An 18,652-nucleotide genomic window follows, 5' to 3' on the forward strand; every position below is an offset into this window, starting at 1 on the left:
AAAGTAATGCTACTAGCTGAATGTTAGCTAACCGCAATGGCTATCATTCTTTATATAAATCCTTTAGCATCAAGTTTATGTATACCGTGGTATTAAAATAATGCAGATAGATTCAAGCGGAGTTGCCGCTAATATAACGCAGCGGCCCTGTACGCATTTTGATGAGCGCCCTGAAAATACCGATATTTCGCTGTTGGTAATTCATAATATTTCCTTGCCGGCTGGGCAATTTGGCACCGAATACGTTGATGCACTGTTTATGGGTGAGATTGACTGTAATGCGCACCCCAGTTTTTGTGATTTAAATGGGCTTAGAGTGTCAGCGCACTGTTTTATAAAACGTACTGGCGAGATTATTCAATATGTGCCATTTAATAAACGCGCGTGGCATGCCGGGCAATCTGAATATGAAGGGCAAAGCGCATGTAATAACTTTAGTATAGGTATTGAGCTTGAAGGTACCGACACTACGCCATACTCTTTAGCGCAATACGAAGTATTAACTACACTTAGTAAATCTATAATACAACGCTATCCAAAAATTACCCCTTCGCGTATTGTTGGGCATTGCGATATTGCCCCAGGACGTAAAACCGATCCTGGCAGTAGCTTTAATTGGCCATTGTTTTTTAATATGCTTGAACAACTAAGTTAAGAGAGTTATTCCCATGATTTTAGTTTCTATAATAATTGCATTAATACTGGAGCGTTTAGGGGCTCGGTCTAATTACTGGCAGATAAGCTATTACACAAATGGTTATTTAAATCGCTCTAATAAGCTACTAGGTGACAAAGGCTTATTTAGTTCTGCTCCGGGCTTTTTAATTTGGCTGTTACTTCCAGTAATAGCAATAGCGTTTATTTATTGTTTATCTGATTTTGTACTATGGCAGTTAGCTATTAATATTGCTGTGCTTTTGGTTTGCTTTGGTTGTGCCAAGCAGCGTGCTTTATATAAGTCTTACTTAAATGCCTTAACGCGAGATGATGGTACTGCTGCATCTTTATATGCGCTGCAAATAGGTCAAAAGCGTACTGATGATCAAGATGGTGGCGAAACCTTTGGGCAAACATTGGCATGGGTAAACTTTAGATTTTACTGTGCGGTGATTTTTTGGTTTGTTGTTTTAGGTGCGCCAGGCGCGGTTTTATATGCACTGGTACGTACTTTAGCTGATTTAGTACGAGAAGATCATAAAGTAATATTTGCTAAGCGTTTTAAACTTATACATAAACTACTGTTCTGGCTTGACTGGTTGCCTGCACGCATCACCAGCTTTGGCTATTTAGTAATAGGTAACTTTAATAAAGGCACAAGTTGTTGGCTACGTTACGTGCTTAACTTTAAGTCTCCAAATCGCGAAGTAGTAACATGTACTGCACTTGCTGCAGAGCAAGTTGAAAAGCGTTATTACGGCTGTACCTACGAAGCCACGTGTATGATTAAGCTTGTTAAGCGTAATGTATTATTTTACTTAGTACTTATAGCGTTGCTTACATTATTTGGTGGGCTGTCTTAAGTTAATACTTTTTTAATAAAGTACCTTATGCAATGTAAGGTGCTTTAATCTCTTCCTGCAGTTTTTAAGTACAATAAAATAGAGCTAATATTCTAATTCATTCTGGTCAGACCAATTGTTTTCATCCCAAATACGTTATAACAATTTTTGTAAATTGCGCATTGTTTGATCTTCGTTCAAAATGCGTTACGCTACTTTAATTGCTCAAACTACCTGTAAATTGACAGCTAATAGTGTTTTTGATACCGTATTGAAAATTTTTGGTATGACCAATTTACCTTTTGGGTAAATCATACTACTTAAAGCCCCGTTTTATGGGCTCTTGGTATTTATACAACGCGGACGTTGATTCATGTCTTTAAAGATTAAAGCGGCAAAATTATCTGATGTTATTTTACAGCAACTTGAGAATATGATTCTTGAAGGCTCGTTAGCACCAGGTGAAAAGTTGCCACCAGAGCGTGAACTAGCAAAGCAATTTGAAGTGTCTCGCCCGTCACTGCGTGAGGCAATTCAAAAATTAGAAGCTAAAGGTTTAGTTACGCGTCGCCAAGGTGGCGGCACGTTTGTAAAAAATCAGCTCGAAGAAGGGCTTACTGATCCACTTTTTGATTTGATTAGTAAACACCCTGAGTCGCAGTTTGATTTACTTGAATTTCGTCATGCATTAGAAGGGATTGCTGCTTACTACGCAGCACTGCGCGGGACCAGCAACGATTTTAGCAAAGTAAAACAAAGCTTTGATGAAATTGCCTTAGTTAATGATGATTTACAGCAAAAAGCAAAAGCAATTAATGCATTTCACTTTAGCGTGGCAGAAGCCTCGCACAATGTGGTGTTACTGCATTTAGTTAGAGGTATGAAAGCGCTGCTTGAGCAAAATGTATTGCAAAATTTAACTGTTCTATTAAAAAAGTCAGATATTAGCAGTCAGTTAGCCCAACACAGGCGTTTATTAATGGATGCCGTTATTGACGGTAATCCAGAACAAGCCCGTTTAGCAAGTAATGCGCACTTAGCATTTATCGAAGAAGCACTACTTGAAGCAGGCAAAGAACATTCGCGAATTGAACGTAGTTTAAGACGCACTAAACAAAATTAAGTTAGTACATAACTACTTTGAACACACAAATTAAGTAGCTGTGATATTAAATTAACAATATTCGTATTTTAAACATAAGGAAACCTCCATATGTCTGAAGTCAATAAAATTGACGTAGACGCGCTAGAAACACAAGAGTGGTTACAAGCTCTTGAATCAGTTGTGCGCGAAGAAGGTGTTGAACGAGCTCAGTTTTTACTTGAGCAAGTATTAGAGCAAGCCCGTTTAGACGGCGTTGATATGCCAACGGGTATTACCACGAACTACGTTAATACTATTCCTGTAGATCAAGAACCTGCTTACCCAGGTGATGTAAATCTTGAACGTCGTATTCGTTCAATTATACGTTGGAACGCGATTATGATCGTTCTACGTGCATCTAAAAAAGATCTCGACTTAGGCGGCCATATGGCGTCTTACCAATCATCTGCTGCTTTTTATGAAGTGTGTTTTAACCACTTCTTTAAAGCACCAAATGATGTAGACGGTGGTGACTTAGTTTATTACCAAGGTCATATTTCTCCAGGTATTTATGCACGAGCATTTGTTGAAGGTCGTTTATCGGCTGCGCAACTAGATAACTTCCGCCAAGAAGTTGATGGCGAAGGCTTACCATCGTACCCACACCCTAAGTTAATGCCTGAGTTTTGGCAGTTCCCTACGGTATCAATGGGCTTAGGTCCTATTTCATCAATTTATCAAGCACGCTTCTTAAAATACTTAGATGGTCGTGGCTTAAAAGACACTAAAAACCAACGTGTATATGCGTTTTTAGGTGACGGTGAAATGGATGAGCCGGAATCACGTGGTGCTATTTCTTTCGCTGCACGTGAAAAACTAGATAATCTTTGTTATTTAATTAACTGTAACTTACAGCGTTTAGACGGCCCAGTTATGGGTAACGGTAAAATTATTCAAGAGTTAGAAGGCTTGTTTAAAGGCGCTGGCTGGAACGTAATTAAACTAGTGTGGGGCAGCGGTTGGGATATTCTGCTTGCTAAAGACACAACAGGTAAATTACTACAATTGATGAACGAAACAATTGATGGCGATTACCAAACATACAAAGCTAAAGATGGCGCATACGTGCGTGAGCATTTCTTTGGTCGCTACCCTGAAACAGCTGCCCTTGTTGCAGATATGACAGATGATGAAATTTTTGCGCTTAAGCGTGGTGGTCATGAGCCATCAAAACTATTTGCTGCATTTAAAAAAGCAGAAGAGACAAAAGGTCGTCCAACTGTAATTCTTGCTAAAACTGTAAAAGGTTACGGGATGGGTGAAGCCGCTGAAGGTAAAAACATTGCGCACCAAGTGAAAAAAATGGACATGTCGCATGTTGCACATTTACGTTCACGCCTTGGTCTTGATGACTTAGTATCTGAAGAGCAATTAAAAGAATTACCATACCTAGAGCTTGAAGAAGGTTCACCTGAGTACAAGTACCTACATGCGCGTCGTGATGAGCTTAAAGGTTACACACCTAAGCGTATTCCACGTTTTAGTGAAAAACTTACGTTGCCAGAAGTAGATGCATTTAAGCCACTACTTGAAGAGCAAAAGCGTGATATATCTACTACTATGGGCTTTGTTCGTGCACTTAATATCTTATTAAAAGATAAAGGCATTGGTAAAAATATCGTACCAATTATTGCAGATGAAGCGCGTACATTTGGTATGGAAGGTTTATTCCGTCAAATCGGTATTTATAACCCGCATGGCCAAAACTACACGCCACAGGATCGTGATATTGTTTCTTACTATAAAGAAGCAACTTCAGGTCAAGTATTGCAAGAAGGTATCAATGAGTTAGGTGCAATGTCGTCATGGGTTGCTGCTGCAACTTCATACAGCACTAACGATTTACCAATGATCCCATTCTACATTTACTACTCTATGTTTGGTTTCCAACGTGTTGGCGACATGGCATGGATGGCGGGCGATCAACAAGCACGTGGTTTCTTATTAGGTGCTACAGCGGGTCGTACAACGCTAAATGGTGAAGGCTTACAACACGAAGATGGTCACAGCCACATTCTTGCAAACACGGTCCCTAACTGTGTTTCTTATGACCCAACTTACGCGTTTGAAGTTGCAGTTATTGTACAAGACGGTATTCGTCGTATGTACGGTGACGACCAAGAAAATATTTACTACTACCTAACGCTTATGAACGAAAACTACCATCAGCCAGCTATGCCAGAAGGCGCTGAAGAAGGTATTCGTAAAGGTATTTACAAGCTTGAAAGTTACGAAGGTAAAAAAGCCAACGTACAGCTATTAAGCTCAGGTACTATTATGACTGAAGTGCGCAAAGCTGCTTCAATCCTAAGCGAAGAATATGGTATTGCATCAGATGTTTACTCAGTAACATCTTTCAATGAGCTAACGCGTGATGGTCAAGATGTTGAGCGTTTCAACATGCTTAATCCTGAAAGCGAGCAAAAAACAGCATTTATCACAAGCGTATTAAACGACTCTGTGACTGTTGCAGCAACGGATTACATGAAAAACTACGCAGAACAAGCGCGTTCATTCATTCCAAGCAGCAACTACAAAGTGTTAGGTACAGATGGTTACGGTCGTTCTGATAGCCGTGAAAACCTACGTCGTCACTTTGAAGTTAACGCAAGCTACGTTGTTGTTGCTACGTTATCTGAACTTGCTAAACGCGGTGAAGTTGAGAAGTCAGTAGTTGTTGAAGCACTTAAAAAGTTCAACATCGACACTAACAAACTTAACCCACTGTACGCATAAGAGGTTTGCAATGAGTATTGAAATTAAAGTACCTGATATTGGTGACGATGAAGTAGAAGTAACCGAAATATTAGTAAGCGTTGGCGATAAAGTAGATGTTGACCAATCATTACTAAATGTTGAAGGCGACAAAGCATCAATGGAAATACCTGCTTCTCAAGCGGGGACTGTAAAAGAGATTAAAGTTAACGTTGGCGACACCGTTACAACAGGCTCTTTAGTATTTTTGTTTGAAGGCGAGAGTGAAGGCACTGATGAGAAAAATACATCAGCCGCTGCTCCAGCTAAATCTGAAGAGGCAGCACCAGCTGCTTCTACAGGTTCTTCAATTAAAGAAGTAACCGTACCAGATATTGGCGATGATGAAGTTGAAGTAACTGAAATCATGGTTGCTGTTGGTGACACTGTTGAAGAAGAGCAATCTATCTTAAACGTGGAAGGCGACAAGGCAGCAATGGAAGTTCCAGCTCCATTTGCCGGTACAGTTAAAGAAATTAAAGTAGCCGCTGGCGACACAGTTAAAACAGGCTCGTTAGTGTTTGTTTTTGAAGTAGCAGGAAGTGAATCTGCAGCACCGGCTAAAGAGTCGGCTCCTGTAAAAGCGCCAGCTGAGAGCTCAACAGCAAGTTCGGCACCAAGCACTAAAGAAGTTAATGTGCCTGATATTGGTGGCGATGAAGTTGAAGTAACTGAAATTATGGTTGCCGTTGGCGACGAGGTTTCAGAAGATCAATCAATCTTAAACGTTGAAGGCGACAAAGCTGCAATGGAAGTTCCAGCTCCATTTGCAGGTACAGTTAAAGAAATTAAAGTAGCCGCTGGCGATAAAGTATCGACTGGTTCATTAATTTTTGTATTTGAAGTTGCAGGCAGTGCGCCAGCGGCATCTGCACCAGCTGAAAAATCAGCACCTGCAGCAGCGGCTAAAACAGAGTCAGCACCGGCTCAAGCGGCACCTGCAAAAGCAAGTAATGAAAGCTTCACAGAAAACAGCGCGTATGCTCATGCATCACCCGTTGTTCGCCGTTTAGCGCGTGAGTTTGGTATTAACCTAGCTAACGTTAAAGGCACTGGTCGCAAAGCCCGTATAGTTAAAGAAGACGTGCAAAACTACGTTAAAAACTTAGTTAAGCAAGTTGAATCTGGTCAATTATCTGCAGGTAGTAGCGCAGGTGGTAGTGAGCTTGGTCTTATTCCATGGCCTAAAGTAGATTTTGCTAAATTTGGCGAAATTGAAGAGAAAAAACTGTCTCGCATTCAAAAGCTATCAGGTAAAAACTTACACCGTAACTGGGTACAAATCCCACATGTTACACAGTTTGATGAAGCTGATATCACAAGTCTTGAAGTATTCCGTAAAGAGCAAAATGCACTTAGCGAGAAGAAAAAGCTTGGCGTTAAAATCACACCACTTGTGTTTGTGATGAAAGCAGCGGCTAAAGCACTTGCAGACTTCCCAACATTTAACTCTTCACTGTCTAGCGACGGCGAAAGTTTAATTCTTAAGAAGTACATTAACATTGGTGTTGCTGTTGATACGCCAAATGGTTTAGTAGTGCCAGTGTTTAAAGATGTTGATAAAAAAGGCATTATTGAATTATCACGTGAACTAATGGAAGTATCTGTTAAAGCACGTGACGGTAAGCTTACATCGTCTGATATGCAAGGTGGCTGTTTTACTATCTCTAGCCTTGGCGGTATCGGCGGTACGGCATTTACGCCGATTGTTAATGCGCCAGAAGTTGCTATTTTAGGTGTATCTAAATCTGAAATGAAACCTAAATGGAATGGCAAAGAGTTTGAACCAAAACTAATGGTTCCCCTGTCTATGTCATACGACCATAGGGTTATTGACGGAGCATTAGCTGCACGCTTTACTGTGACTCTTGCAAGTTACATGAGCGATATTCGCCAGTTGGTGATGTAACCAGTTTAGTAAAATTGGTATACGCAATAAAATAAATAGAATCAAATCCCAGCCAGTTGTTTTTAGCTGGGATTTTTACCATTTGCAATGATACAATCTTTGTACGAATTGCATCACTTTGTGCGCTGCTCACTCTTTCTGCCTTGCAGAAACATGGCAGTTAAATTTTAGGGCAGTGTCCCGTTCAAACAATTAAGGTAAAAGCATGAGCAACGAATTAAAAACTCAAGTTGTTGTACTAGGCGGTGGTCCTGGTGGTTATTCTGCGGCTTTCCGTGCTGCTGACTTGGGCTTAGAAGTTACATTAGTAGAATCTCGCGAAACATTAGGTGGCGTATGTCTTAATGTTGGTTGTATTCCTTCTAAAGCACTTTTACACGTAGCTAAAGTGATTGATGACGCAGCAGAAATGTCATCTCACGGTGTTACTTTTGGCGCACCAAAAATCGATCTTGACCAAGTTCGTACTTGGAAAGATTCTGTAGTTGGCCAGTTAACTGGTGGACTAGAAGGCATGGCCAAAATGCGTAAAGTGAAAGTTGTATCTGGATACGGCAAATTCACTGGCAGCAATACTTTAGTAGTTGAAGGCGCAGACAGCGCTACAACTATCACGTTTGATAACGCGATTATTGCAGCAGGTTCTAAACCAGTTAACTTACCTTTCATCCCAGAAGATGACCGTGTAATTGATTCAACTGGTGCATTAGAACTTAAAGACGTACCAGAAAAACTACTTGTACTTGGTGGTGGTATTATCGGTCTTGAAATGGGTACGGTTTACCGTGCGCTAGGTTCTGCAATTGATGTTGTAGAATTTGCTGATCAATTAGTACCAGCAGCTGATAAAGACATTATCAAAATTTACCAAAAATACGTAAGCAAAAAATTCAACGTAATGCTTTCAACTAAAGTTGTTGGTGTTGAAGCTAAAAAAGACGGCTTATACGTAACGTTTGAAGGTAAAAACGCACCAGCAGAGCCAGTACGTTACGACAAAGTACTTGTTGCAGTTGGCCGTACTCCAAACGGTAACTTACTTGATGCTGAAAAAGCGGGCGTAAACGTTGATGAGCGTGGCTTTATTAATGTTGATAAGCAATTACGTACTAACGTAAGCCATATTTTTGCAATTGGTGACTTAGTTGGACAGCCTATGCTTGCGCATAAAGCGGTTCATGAAGGTCATGTTGCTGCAGAAGTTATTTCTGGTCAGAAGCATTTCTTCGACCCTAAATGTATTCCTTCAATAGCGTACACAGACCCAGAAATCGCTTGGGTAGGTGTTACTGAGAAAGAAGCAAAAGAGCAAGGCTTAAAAGTTGAAACTGCGGTATTCCCGTGGGCAGCATCTGGTCGTGCAATTGCATCTGCTCGTACTGAAGGTTCTACTAAACTTATCTTTGATAAAGAAAGTGGCCGTATAATCGGTGGTGCTATGATCGGTATTAACGCGGGCGAAATGCTTGGCGAAATCGGTTTAGGTATTGAAATGGGTGCTGATGGTGAAGACTTAGCGCTTACAATTCATGCTCACCCAACATTGAATGAATCAATCGGCCTTGCAGCTGAAATTTTTGAAGGTTCAATCACTGATTTACCAAACAAAAAAGCAGCTAAAAAGAAGTAATTTAACTTCTTAGTATTTGCTTAAAAAACCCAACTTCGGTTGGGTTTTTTTATGTCTATTTTTAACTTAGATAAATATAAGATTAAATAACAAGAAGTCGTTACAATGCGCGCTTAATTAATTGAAGGTAAATACAGTGAAAAACTCAGTTTTAGCATTACGCGCTCAACAAATAAGTGAATCTCGTCGAGAGTTTAATGCTCGAGGCGGTAAATTAGATCGCTGTGAACAATGCCTGATTGCTAAGCACTACTGTATTTGCAAAGGTGTTGAGCATGCAGATTGTAAGGCCGCTGTGTGCTTACTGATGTATCATAATGAAAGCTTTAAACCTTCTAATACAGGGCGTTTAATTGCTGAAATAGTGCCAGATAACCACGCATTTAGATGGGATAGAACAGATCCTAACCCCGCTCTTTTAGCTTTAATAAATGATTCGCAGTATCAGCCTATGGTCGTCTTTCCTGCTGAAGATGTAGAAGAGGGCAGAGCCATTACAGAAGTGAGTATTGAATCAGGTAAAAAGCCGCTATTTATATTCTTAGATGGTACGTGGCGCGAAGCTAAAAAAATGATTCGCAAAAGCCCTTATTTAGATAACTTGCCTGTACTTTCTGTTACTGCTGATAAACTATCTGATTACCGATTACGTGTAGCCCCTCATGCGCATCAACTAGGCACTGCTGAAGTGGCTATTATGGTATTAGCACTTGCGGGCGAAATGGATGCATCGACAAAATTAGAGCAGCATTTTATTAAGTTTCGTGATGCGTATTTATTGGGTAAGCGCAATAAAGGCCGACCGCTAGAAGGTTAATTTTACGAAGTTAAGCAAATGCTTGCTGATTTTTTAAGTGAGCAAGTGCTTTATTTTGAATTGCTCTGAAGCCTTCTTCAGATGTTAATTGTAAAACAGTATTATACAATTGACTTATACTATTATGCACTTGAATAAACGAGATACAGTCTTCACCAATCATTTCTTTTGCTTCTTCAACTCGTTTTAAAAAGTAGCAGTTAACATTAAATTGAGTCGTTGCAATTGCGTCTGCTATTCTATTAAGTTGATAACTAAACTCATCAGGTCGAGCACCCTCACCCCACTTGCTAATACGAATGTCGCGTTCTAACTGAATAATTTCGTTAAGTATATTTTTAAACTCACTCATTGGCATATTTAAAAAGTTATAACCTTTGGGGTTAAATAAAGCTTTATAGGGATTTTCGCTGGGGGTTTGGGCACTAAATACACCAATTGGTTTTGCTGTACTTGCGTCTGATACTTTACATAAAAAGGTATTACTTTGAGATGTTTTAAAATTCATATCCATTGAGTATTTATGATCCTTGCGTTATTTAGTTATCGGCGCAATTAATAAAAAATTTAGCGAAATTTAAAATATTAATAAAGTATTTTAAGGTCTTAGCATTGATTTGCTGTGACGCGATATTACTCAGTAAAGATTAGTGATAGTTGCTCAGTGCTTTACTCACCCAAATTTTAGGCAAAGAAAAGCGCGCTCTATCTCTAGGCGCGCTTGCGGAATCTTCTAATTTTCTGCATCCTGCAATTGAACTTAATCAACTCCAATTTTCACTAATCCATGTTTATTACTATATTACTTTTTAGTTCTATGTAATGTAGACCGTCCGGGTCTGTATCCTTTAATTCCTAAACATCCTGTAGGGTAAATACTATTACCAAATCCTTAATTACACTTCCTAGTGTATCCTTGTTTTAACCAATCCCTTGTGTTGCCTTAAAGGCCTGTCCATTTATTCCTTCAACATCCTGTTGAACAACTTAGCCTTGTTATTATCCTTTTCGCATCTTCCTGACGCTGTCCTTTTTACAACATTGCGTTGTGATACTCATCCTGAGCCTGTCCTAAAGTCCGTGTTGTCCTGATAACCTAATCATTGGTTGGTTGAGTAAGCAGTCCATTTCCTTTTACTCAATAAGCGTCATTGCTTGGTTGATGCGTAAATTATAGTGCAATAGAGCAACTAAAATAGAGATAAAACTACATTCAATTAGTGTTTTTGCAATAGTAATAAAAATAAATTTCATATAATTCATGTGCTTAACTGTTTTTGGGTTGTTTTTTATCTTGTTTTTTACTCATTAGCTGTCACATCCGTAAGACATCTCTTACACCGTATTTCCTTTTTGGGCGTTATTTACATATTTACATTTATTTAAAGTGTGCACTTTTAGAATGAGCACGGTAGAATTCGTTGATAATAATAGTTATTTAGGTGGAATAATGAAGAAAGTATTTGCACTTGTTTTAGGGGTAGTTGCATCGGCACCAGTCTTTGCAAACGATGTTGTTAACATCTACTCTTTTCGTCAACCGTTTTTAATTCAGCCAATTTTAGAAGATTTTACAAAGCAAACAGGCATAAAAACCAATGTTGTTTTTGCTAAAAAAGGGCTAATTGAGCGTGTTAAACGCGAAGGCAAGCACAGTAAAGCTGATTTAGTATTAACCTCTAACTTTAGCGCGCTTATTCAATTAGAAGATTTAAAATTAACACAAACTATAAAAAGTGACAGTGTAAATAATAATGTTCCAGCCGCATTTCGTGACGGTGATGGCCAATGGGTTGCGCTTACTAAGCGAGTGCGTAATGTATATTCATCAAAAGAGCGAGTTGGTGAGTTACCTAAGCTCACTTATGAAGATTTAGCAGACTCTAAATACAAAGGACAAATTTGTACGCGCTCTGGCAAACATCCATATAATTTAGGTTTAGTAGCTTCTATGATTGCACACCATGGTGAAGCGCAAACTAAAGAGTGGCTTGAAGGTGTTAAGGCTAATTTAGCACGCAAGCCTCAAGGTAACGATCGTGCTCAAGTTAAAGCTGTTAAAGAAGGTTTATGTAACTTAGCATTAGGTAATAGTTACTACCTTGGCAAAATGCTAGAAGATAAAGAACAAAAAGGCTGGGCTGAGGCCGTAAATATTAACTTTCCAAATCAAGTTAATCGTGGCTCACACATAAATGTATCGGGTGCGGTTATTACCAAATACGCTAAAAACCCTGAAAATGCATTAAAGCTCATAGAGTATATGACCGACAGCAAAGCACAAAACATGTATGCCTCATTAAATATGGAGTATCCAGTTAAGTCGGGTGTTGAATTATCAACTTTGGTTGCCTCTTGGGGTAGCTTTAAAGAAGACAGCTTGCCACTTGATGAGATTAGTAAATATCGTCCGTTAGCACTTAAGCTAATTGATGAGGTGAAGTTCGATCTTTAATGACTAATAAATTTAAGCTGTCTAAATGGCAGCTCTTTGCGTGGTCGACAGGCTTAATTCTATCGGCTCCGTTGTTTTTTCTTCTTTTTGAATCTCTACAAGGTAGCTCTGAGGTGTTTTCTCACCTGTGGGATACCGTGCTTTGGGATTACATAAACAATACCGTATTGCTTGTTTTAGGTGTTTGCGTCCTTAGCTGCGCCATAGCTTTGCCACTTGGGTGGCTAACGGCTTACTGTAGTTTTCCGGGTAAAAAACAGTTTGAATGGGCTCTTATGCTGCCCCTTGCTATGCCCACCTATATTATTGCCTATGTATACACTGATTTATTAGATTATGCGGGCCCTGTACAAATAGCACTGAGAGAATGGTTTGGCTGGCAATCGCCTAGCGACTATTGGTTTTTTGATATACGTACATTACCCGGCGCCATCGTTATGATTGCCTTGGTGCTTTACCCGTATTTATTTTTAATTTTTAAAACGGCCCTTCGCGAGCAGTCATTCAAATTAGTACAAGCTAGCCAGTTAATGGGGCTATCTCCTTGGCAAAGCTTTTTTAAAGTTAGTTTAGTGCTCTCTCGTGGGGCAATTGTGGCGGCTCTTGCACTTATTAGTATGGAAACCATGGCCGACTTTGCAACAGTGAGTTATTTTGCCGTAAGTACATTAACAACCGCCGTATACGATACGTGGTTTGGTTATTACTCACTTACAGCGGCCGCTAAAATATCGGGTGTGATGTTACTGCTGTTATTTTTAGCATTAATGGCAGAGCGTTTTAGTCGTCGTAATCAAGCGGTATTTGAGCGCCAATCAAGTGTAAATAGCGAATCGCTCTATGTATTAAAAGGAAAGTCTGCTTGGCTCGCAACGGCATTTTGTAGCTTTATTTTACTTATCGCTTTTGTAATTCCTATTGCAGTACTTATAAATTACGCCATTACCTACTTTGATAAAGCATGGAATGTTGAGTTTTTTAGTTACGCTTGGCAAAGTTTAAAGGTGGCGGGAGTTGTAAGTGTTATAACCATTACATTGAGTGTTTTTGTGGTTTTTTATCAGCGTGTTGCAAAGCAAGCGTATCCGCTTATTCCTGGGCGTTTAGCAAGCACAGGTTATGCGTTGCCAGGAACTGTTCTCGCTATTGCGGTTTTATTACCTCTTACATTATTAGAGAGCACTATTAACACAGCGCTCGAGAAGTATAACTTAGACATTGGCTTACTGCTTACAGGTAGCATTCTTACTATTATTATTGCTTATATTGTTAGGTTTTACGCCATTGCACACGGAGCAATTGAGTCGAGTTTTTTACGTATTAGTCCATCACTTGATATGGCAAGCCAATCAATGGGTAAAAGCCAAGGGCAAACGCTGCGTTTAGTGCACCTACCTTTACTGCGAAGAGGATTGCTCACTGCTGCCTTATTGGTATTTATTGAGTGTATGAAAGAGTTGCCAGCTGCGCTATTGCTCAGACCGTTTAATTTTGAAAGCTTAGCTACTCATGTATTTCAGTATGTGAGTGATGAGCAATTAGAGCTTGCTTCAATATCGGCTTTATTTATTGTTATTGTTGGGTTTATTCCTTTGTATTTTATTAATCGTTCTATGGAGCAGCGTAGTTAAATGAGTAGTTTAATTTTACAAGGCGTGAGCTATCACTATAACGGCACAAAGGTTATTCACGATTTAGATTTAACGGTGGGTAAAGATGAAATTGTTTGTCTACTTGGAGCGAGTGGGTGTGGCAAAACGACCACGTTAAAAGCGATTGCAGGTTTAATTGAAGCTAAGCAAGGGTCTATTTTTATAGACGGTAAATTAGTGAGTGATGAGCAATCTTTTGTCTCACCTGAGCACCGTAACATCGGCATGATGTTTCAAGATTATGCGCTGTTTCCGCATTTAACGGTGGCAAATAATATCGCATTTGGGCTTAGTAAAATGAGCAAAGCTCAAAAGCAGCAACGCGTTGATGAAATGCTTAAGCTTGTACATTTAATTGGCTGTGCTGACAGGTTTCCACACCAGTTATCGGGTGGTCAACAGCAGCGTGTAGCTATTGCTCGTGCATTAGCTTATAAGCCTAGTTTATTGCTACTTGATGAGCCCTTTTCAAATATCGACACACAAGTACGCTTTGAATTAATTGCTGATATACGTCGAATTATTAAGGCAACTCAAGTATCTGCTGTATTTGTTACACATTCAAAAGAAGAGGCATTTGCCTTTTCAGATACACTGGCCATTATGCATCGCGGTAAAATTGAGCAACAAGGCACGCCTGAGCAGCTTTTTGCAGCTCCATGTTCAAAGGAGGTTGCAGAGTTTCTGGGTCAGGGCATATACTTAAGCGCAGAAGTGTTAACCGCAACTGAATATAAAACACCATTTGGTTTAGTCGAATCTTATGTTGAGAGTAAGCATAATGTAAGTGCAGGGCTTATATATGTGCGCCCTCATCAAATAGAATTAGTGGCAGATAACCAAAGTGACAAATTCAGCAAGCGAGCTACAATCATAAGTCGTCGCTTTGTTGGTTCGGCGTATGTTTATTCGCTTGTTATTGATGAACAAGAAATTGAAGTTGCTGCACAATATGGCCAGTCATTTGAAAATAATGATCAGGTTATAATAAAAATAAAACCTCACACGGTGAATTTTTTCGAATCGTAATTAATTTGTTATTCGCTGTGTTTTTATCTGTAAAACTAAGGAATAACAATGGCGCAAGCGCAATCAGGGATTTGTGCTGAAGCAAACTTACACGGTTTGCACTTATTTTTTAATGTGTTTGATGGTCAAGACGAATCACTTCGCGCAAAGTTAAAACAAGTAAGCGCTATAGAAGAAGAGTTTAGCGATCAATTTTCAGAATCAATGCTCTCTTGTATGGTTGCTATTGGTGCGCAATACTGGCCGCATATCCTCCCTGAATACATTCCAAGCGAATTACAGAGCTTTCCCAATATAACCCATAGCGATCACCAAATGAGCGTACAACCGTGCGATTTATTTGTGCAAATTCGCTCTGACCGTGAAGATGTTAACCATTTATTTGCGCTGCAAATTTTAAAATTATTTGCCCCCGATGTTGAGCTGGTGGAGCAAATTCGTAATTTTCGTTTTTTAGATGGTCGTGATTTTAACGGTTTTATTTATGGTGGCGACACCGCACATGGAAGAAAAAAGCGCGCTACGGCTTTAATCAGCAACCCTGGTAGCTTTGAAGATCAGGGGAGTTATATTCATGTTCAGCGTTATAAACATGATTTAACTATGTGGCAGCATTTATCATTGAGTGAGCAAGAGCAAATAATGGGACGTACGCGTCTTGATAACACGCTAATTACTCCAGCGGTCGAAACCAGCCATGCTTCGCGAAGTGAGCTAAAAGACGAAGACGGACAACCGCTACTATTAAATCAAAGCATGCCTTATGGCGACGTGTATGAGCAGGGAATGTTATCAATTACATGCGCTTGTACGGGCACCGCATTTGAAAAAGTACTTAATAGTCGTTTAGGGGAAGGGGATTGCTACGACCACTGGCTTGATTTTACTCAAGCCGATATGGGCTCTGCTTTCTTTGCACCTTCAATAGGGTTTTTAAAACAAATTTAGTTTGCTATTAAACTGTATCAAATAAAATGCGAACACGTTCAAGTGTTACATCTATTTCAGATATTTTAGCAGGAGCGATAAAAATAGTATCGTCGCCTGCAATTGTTCCTAGTACGCCATCTGCTTTACCTAATGAATCTAATAAACGTGCAATAAGCTGAGCAGCACCTGGGCTGGTACGAATGATGATCATCATTTCGTTGTGCATAATGTCGATTACTAATTGGCGTAATGGGCTTTTAGCCGTAGGTACACCCATTTCAGCAGGTAAGCAGTAAACCATTTCTTGTTTGGCATTACGTGTGCGTACAGCGCCAAATTTACTTAACATGCGTGATACTTTACTTTGGCTTATATTGTCAAAACCTTGATCTTTTAACGCATCAACTATTTCGCCTTGAGAGCCAAAATTTTCTTCTTTTAATAGTGATTTAAATGCTTTTACCAGTGCTTCTTGTTTATCTTGTGGTTGCATAGTCTTTATTCGTTTTTGTTATTTATGCCGCAAATTCTACACAAAAATGAATAATTATGCAGCAGTTGTTTAGTTAACTTGCCAGTTTGATGCGTTAAATCACATAAGTTTACGACTATGGTCGAAAATATACTTGAAATAGACAGGATAAATTTGTTTTTAGTCGCTAATTTCATTATCTTAAGAGCCACAAATGTTTCCTACCTCAAATTACGGAGAATTCCAATGAAAGTTGCTGTATTAGGTGCTGCAGGCGGTATCGGCCAAGCGTTGTCTTTATTATTAAAAACAGGCTTACCAGCTGGCTCTGAATTATCACTTTATGATGTTGCACCAGTGGTACCAGGTGTTGCGGTTGACCTTTCTCACATCCCAACAGATGTTAAAGTTGCAGGCTTTGGCGCAGACGATTTAAATAAAGCGCTTGAAGGCTCTGACATCGTTCTTATCCCAGCGGGTATGCCACGTAAACCAGGTATGGATCGTGCTGATTTATTCAATGTAAATGCTGGCATCATCAAAACTTTAGCAGAAGGCATTGTTGCCAGCTGTCCTAAAGCGTTAGTAGGTATTATTACTAACCCAGTAAATGGCACAGTTCCAATTGTTGCTGAAGTATTCAAAAAAGCAGGTACTTACGACGCTAAACGCGTATTCGGTATTACTACGCTTGACGTTATTCGTTCAGAAGCATTTGTTGCTGAACTTAAAGGCGTAGACGTAGCAACTGTAAAAGTACCAGTAATTGGTGGTCACTCAGGCACAACTATTCTGCCTCTACTTTCTCAAGTTGAAGGTGTTTCTTTCACTGATGAAGAAGTTGCTGCACTTACTCCACGTATCCAAAATGCGGGTACTGAAGTTGTAAATGCTAAAGCAGGCGGTGGTTCAGCTACGCTATCTATGGGTGCTGCTGCAGCTCGTTTTTGTATGTCTTTAGTTAAAGGCCTACAAGGTGAAGAAGTTGTAGATTACGCTTACGTTGCTGTTGAAAATGGCGATGCAGAGTACTTTGCACATCCAGTACGTTTAGGTAAAAACGGCGTAGAAGAAATTCTTTCTTACGGCGAACTAAGCGCATTTGAAACAAAAGCAAAAAATGACATGCTTGAAACTCTGAAAAAAGACATCAAAGAAGGTGTTGATTTCATGGCGTAATAGCCAGTTTAAGCAACAAAAAAGCCTGCATTTGCAGGCTTTTTTATTGCTCAGAATTAATGTCACACTGTGTAACTAGTTAAAACTAGTGGTCGCGGTCAACCGCAATACGGGCAAGGCTTATAAGTGCTTGCTTATAGTCAGACTCAGCTAAAAAGTCTAAACAGGCAATGGCTTTTTCGGCCTCAAGCTCTGCTTTTTGCATTGTAAACTCAAGCGCATTAGTTTGTTTTAGTGCAGTTAAAATTTCTTCTAAATGCTCCATACCATTACTGTGCTCTATTGCATCACGAATGAGCTGTGTTTGCTGCTCGCTACCATGTTGCATAGCATAAATAAGCGGAAGGGTTGGTTTGCCTTCAGCTAAATCATCGCCAATGTTTTTACCTAGCTGCTCAGCATCTGCATTGTAATCGAGTACGTCATCTACTAGTTGAAACGCAGTACCTAAATGCATACCGTATAGGTTTAGTGCATCAAGTGTCGCTTGGTCTTGCTCTGTGATAATGGCAGCAAGGCCTGTAGCTGCTTCAAATAATTTAGCCGTTTTAGAGTAAATAACCTGCATATAGCTGGCTTCAGTCGTATCTGGGTCATTGCAGTTCATCAGCTGCAATACTTCACCTTCAGCAATAATGTTTGTTGCATCGGCAAGTACTTGCATAATCTGCATTTTTCCAAGGCCAACCATAAGCTGAAATGAGCGAGTGTAAATAAAGTCACCAACCAATACGCTAGCAGCATTACCAAATTCAGCATTTGCTGTAGGCGTGCCACGTCGTAAGTTTGATTCATCTACAACATCATCATGCAATAGCGTTGCTGTATGGATAAACTCAACAATTGTTGCAAGTGTTATGTGATCTTTACCCTGATAACCGAGCGCTTTGGCTGCTAAAATAGCCAGCATTGGACGAACGCGTTTGCCGCCACTGCTAACTATATATAAACCAAGCTGATTAACTAACGCCACATCTGAGCGCATTTGCGCATGTATAAGTTGATTGACGTCATTCATATCGCTTTCGATTAACGCCTGGATAGCTTTTATATCCATTGATCTCCGAGCCAATTTTTATGTGTGAACGGCGCAGATTGTACAACAAAAAATGCACTAGCTCGATATTTTGTGACGATTGATTGAAAAAACACTATTAAAGTACTTAATTTAGACTGAATTAG

15 protein-coding genes are annotated in these 18,652 nt (G+C 39.7%); 12 read left to right on the forward strand and 3 right to left on the reverse strand.

What is annotated here, in order from left to right; all coding sequences use genetic code 11:
- Positions 1 to 100: 100 nt before the first annotated feature.
- The 7 genes from ampD to H5092_RS03480 all read left to right on the forward strand — a co-directional run bounded on the left by ampD (position 101) and on the right by H5092_RS03480 (position 9,753).
- Positions 101 to 655: a 1,6-anhydro-N-acetylmuramyl-L-alanine amidase AmpD gene (gene ampD / locus H5092_RS03450; RefSeq protein ID WP_182732902.1), complete on the forward strand. Its 555-nt coding sequence runs from the start codon at positions 101 to 103 to the stop codon at positions 653 to 655.
- Positions 656 to 668: 13 nt separating this feature from the next.
- Complete coding sequence (gene ampE / locus H5092_RS03455; protein WP_182671424.1) at positions 669 to 1,520, forward strand: beta-lactamase regulator AmpE; 852 nt, start codon at positions 669 to 671, stop codon at positions 1,518 to 1,520.
- Positions 1,521 to 1,872: 352 nt separating this feature from the next.
- The gene (gene pdhR / locus H5092_RS03460; RefSeq protein WP_002957764.1) at positions 1,873 to 2,622 is read left to right on the forward strand and encodes a pyruvate dehydrogenase complex transcriptional repressor PdhR; all 750 of its coding nucleotides are present in this window, start codon (positions 1,873 to 1,875) and stop codon (positions 2,620 to 2,622) included.
- Positions 2,623 to 2,712: 90 nt separating this feature from the next.
- Positions 2,713 to 5,379, forward strand: coding sequence for a pyruvate dehydrogenase (acetyl-transferring), homodimeric type (aceE, locus tag H5092_RS03465; protein ID WP_002957763.1), 2,667 nt, complete (start codon positions 2,713 to 2,715; stop codon positions 5,377 to 5,379).
- Between the two features lie 10 nt (positions 5,380 to 5,389).
- Positions 5,390 to 7,306 (forward strand): pyruvate dehydrogenase complex dihydrolipoyllysine-residue acetyltransferase, encoded by a 1,917-nt coding sequence (aceF, locus tag H5092_RS03470; protein ID WP_182732903.1) that lies wholly within the window; start codon positions 5,390 to 5,392, stop codon positions 7,304 to 7,306.
- A 205-nt stretch (positions 7,307 to 7,511) separates the two neighbouring features.
- The gene (lpdA, locus tag H5092_RS03475) at positions 7,512 to 8,936 is read left to right on the forward strand and encodes a dihydrolipoyl dehydrogenase (RefSeq protein ID WP_182732904.1); all 1,425 of its coding nucleotides are present in this window, start codon (positions 7,512 to 7,514) and stop codon (positions 8,934 to 8,936) included.
- 136 nt (positions 8,937 to 9,072) lie between these two features.
- The gene (locus tag H5092_RS03480) at positions 9,073 to 9,753 is read left to right on the forward strand and encodes a tRNA-uridine aminocarboxypropyltransferase (RefSeq protein WP_024594643.1); all 681 of its coding nucleotides are present in this window, start codon (positions 9,073 to 9,075) and stop codon (positions 9,751 to 9,753) included.
- A 10-nt stretch (positions 9,754 to 9,763) separates the two neighbouring features.
- Here H5092_RS03480 and H5092_RS03485 read toward each other — a convergent pair whose 3' ends face one another.
- Positions 9,764 to 10,267: a hypothetical protein gene (locus H5092_RS03485; protein WP_182732905.1), complete on the reverse strand. Its 504-nt coding sequence runs from the start codon at positions 10,265 to 10,267 to the stop codon at positions 9,764 to 9,766.
- A gap of 936 nt (positions 10,268 to 11,203) precedes the next feature.
- On the opposite strand from H5092_RS03485, the gene H5092_RS03490 reads away from it, so the two are divergent.
- The 4 genes from H5092_RS03490 to H5092_RS03505 are packed head-to-tail and all read left to right on the forward strand — an operon-like array spanning position 11,204 to position 15,837.
- Positions 11,204 to 12,208, forward strand: a complete 1,005-nt coding sequence (locus tag H5092_RS03490) for a Fe(3+) ABC transporter substrate-binding protein (RefSeq protein WP_182694322.1) — start codon at positions 11,204 to 11,206, stop codon at positions 12,206 to 12,208.
- Positions 12,208 to 13,839, forward strand: coding sequence for an iron ABC transporter permease (locus H5092_RS03495; protein WP_182732906.1), 1,632 nt, complete (start codon positions 12,208 to 12,210; stop codon positions 13,837 to 13,839). Before H5092_RS03490 ends, H5092_RS03495 begins: the two co-directional genes overlap by 1 nt.
- Positions 13,840 to 14,889: an ABC transporter ATP-binding protein gene (locus tag H5092_RS03500; RefSeq protein ID WP_182732907.1), complete on the forward strand. Its 1,050-nt coding sequence runs from the start codon at positions 13,840 to 13,842 to the stop codon at positions 14,887 to 14,889.
- A 48-nt stretch (positions 14,890 to 14,937) separates the two neighbouring features.
- Positions 14,938 to 15,837 carry a Dyp-type peroxidase gene (locus H5092_RS03505; RefSeq protein WP_024604544.1) on the forward strand — a complete coding sequence of 300 codons (900 nt, stop codon included), beginning with the start codon at positions 14,938 to 14,940 and terminating at the stop codon, positions 15,835 to 15,837.
- Positions 15,838 to 15,844: 7 nt separating this feature from the next.
- On the opposite strand, the gene argR is transcribed toward H5092_RS03505, so the two are convergent.
- Positions 15,845 to 16,312 (reverse strand): transcriptional regulator ArgR, encoded by a 468-nt coding sequence (gene argR / locus H5092_RS03510; RefSeq protein WP_002957753.1) that lies wholly within the window; start codon positions 16,310 to 16,312, stop codon positions 15,845 to 15,847.
- 225 nt (positions 16,313 to 16,537) lie between these two features.
- Between argR and mdh the strand changes: the two genes are divergently transcribed.
- Entirely contained in the window at positions 16,538 to 17,470 is a 933-nt protein-coding gene (mdh, locus tag H5092_RS03515; RefSeq protein ID WP_002957751.1) for a malate dehydrogenase, read from the forward strand.
- An 85-nt stretch (positions 17,471 to 17,555) separates the two neighbouring features.
- Here mdh and ispB read toward each other — a convergent pair whose 3' ends face one another.
- On the reverse strand, positions 17,556 to 18,527 hold the full coding sequence (gene ispB, locus H5092_RS03520; protein WP_024596483.1) for an octaprenyl diphosphate synthase: 972 nt from the start codon (positions 18,525 to 18,527) through the stop codon (positions 17,556 to 17,558).
- Positions 18,528 to 18,652: the final 125 nt, after the last annotated feature.

It is taken from the genome of Pseudoalteromonas sp. SR41-7 (assembly GCF_014163935.1).
In the GTDB taxonomy this organism is placed as follows: domain Bacteria; phylum Pseudomonadota; class Gammaproteobacteria; order Enterobacterales; family Alteromonadaceae; genus Pseudoalteromonas; species Pseudoalteromonas distincta.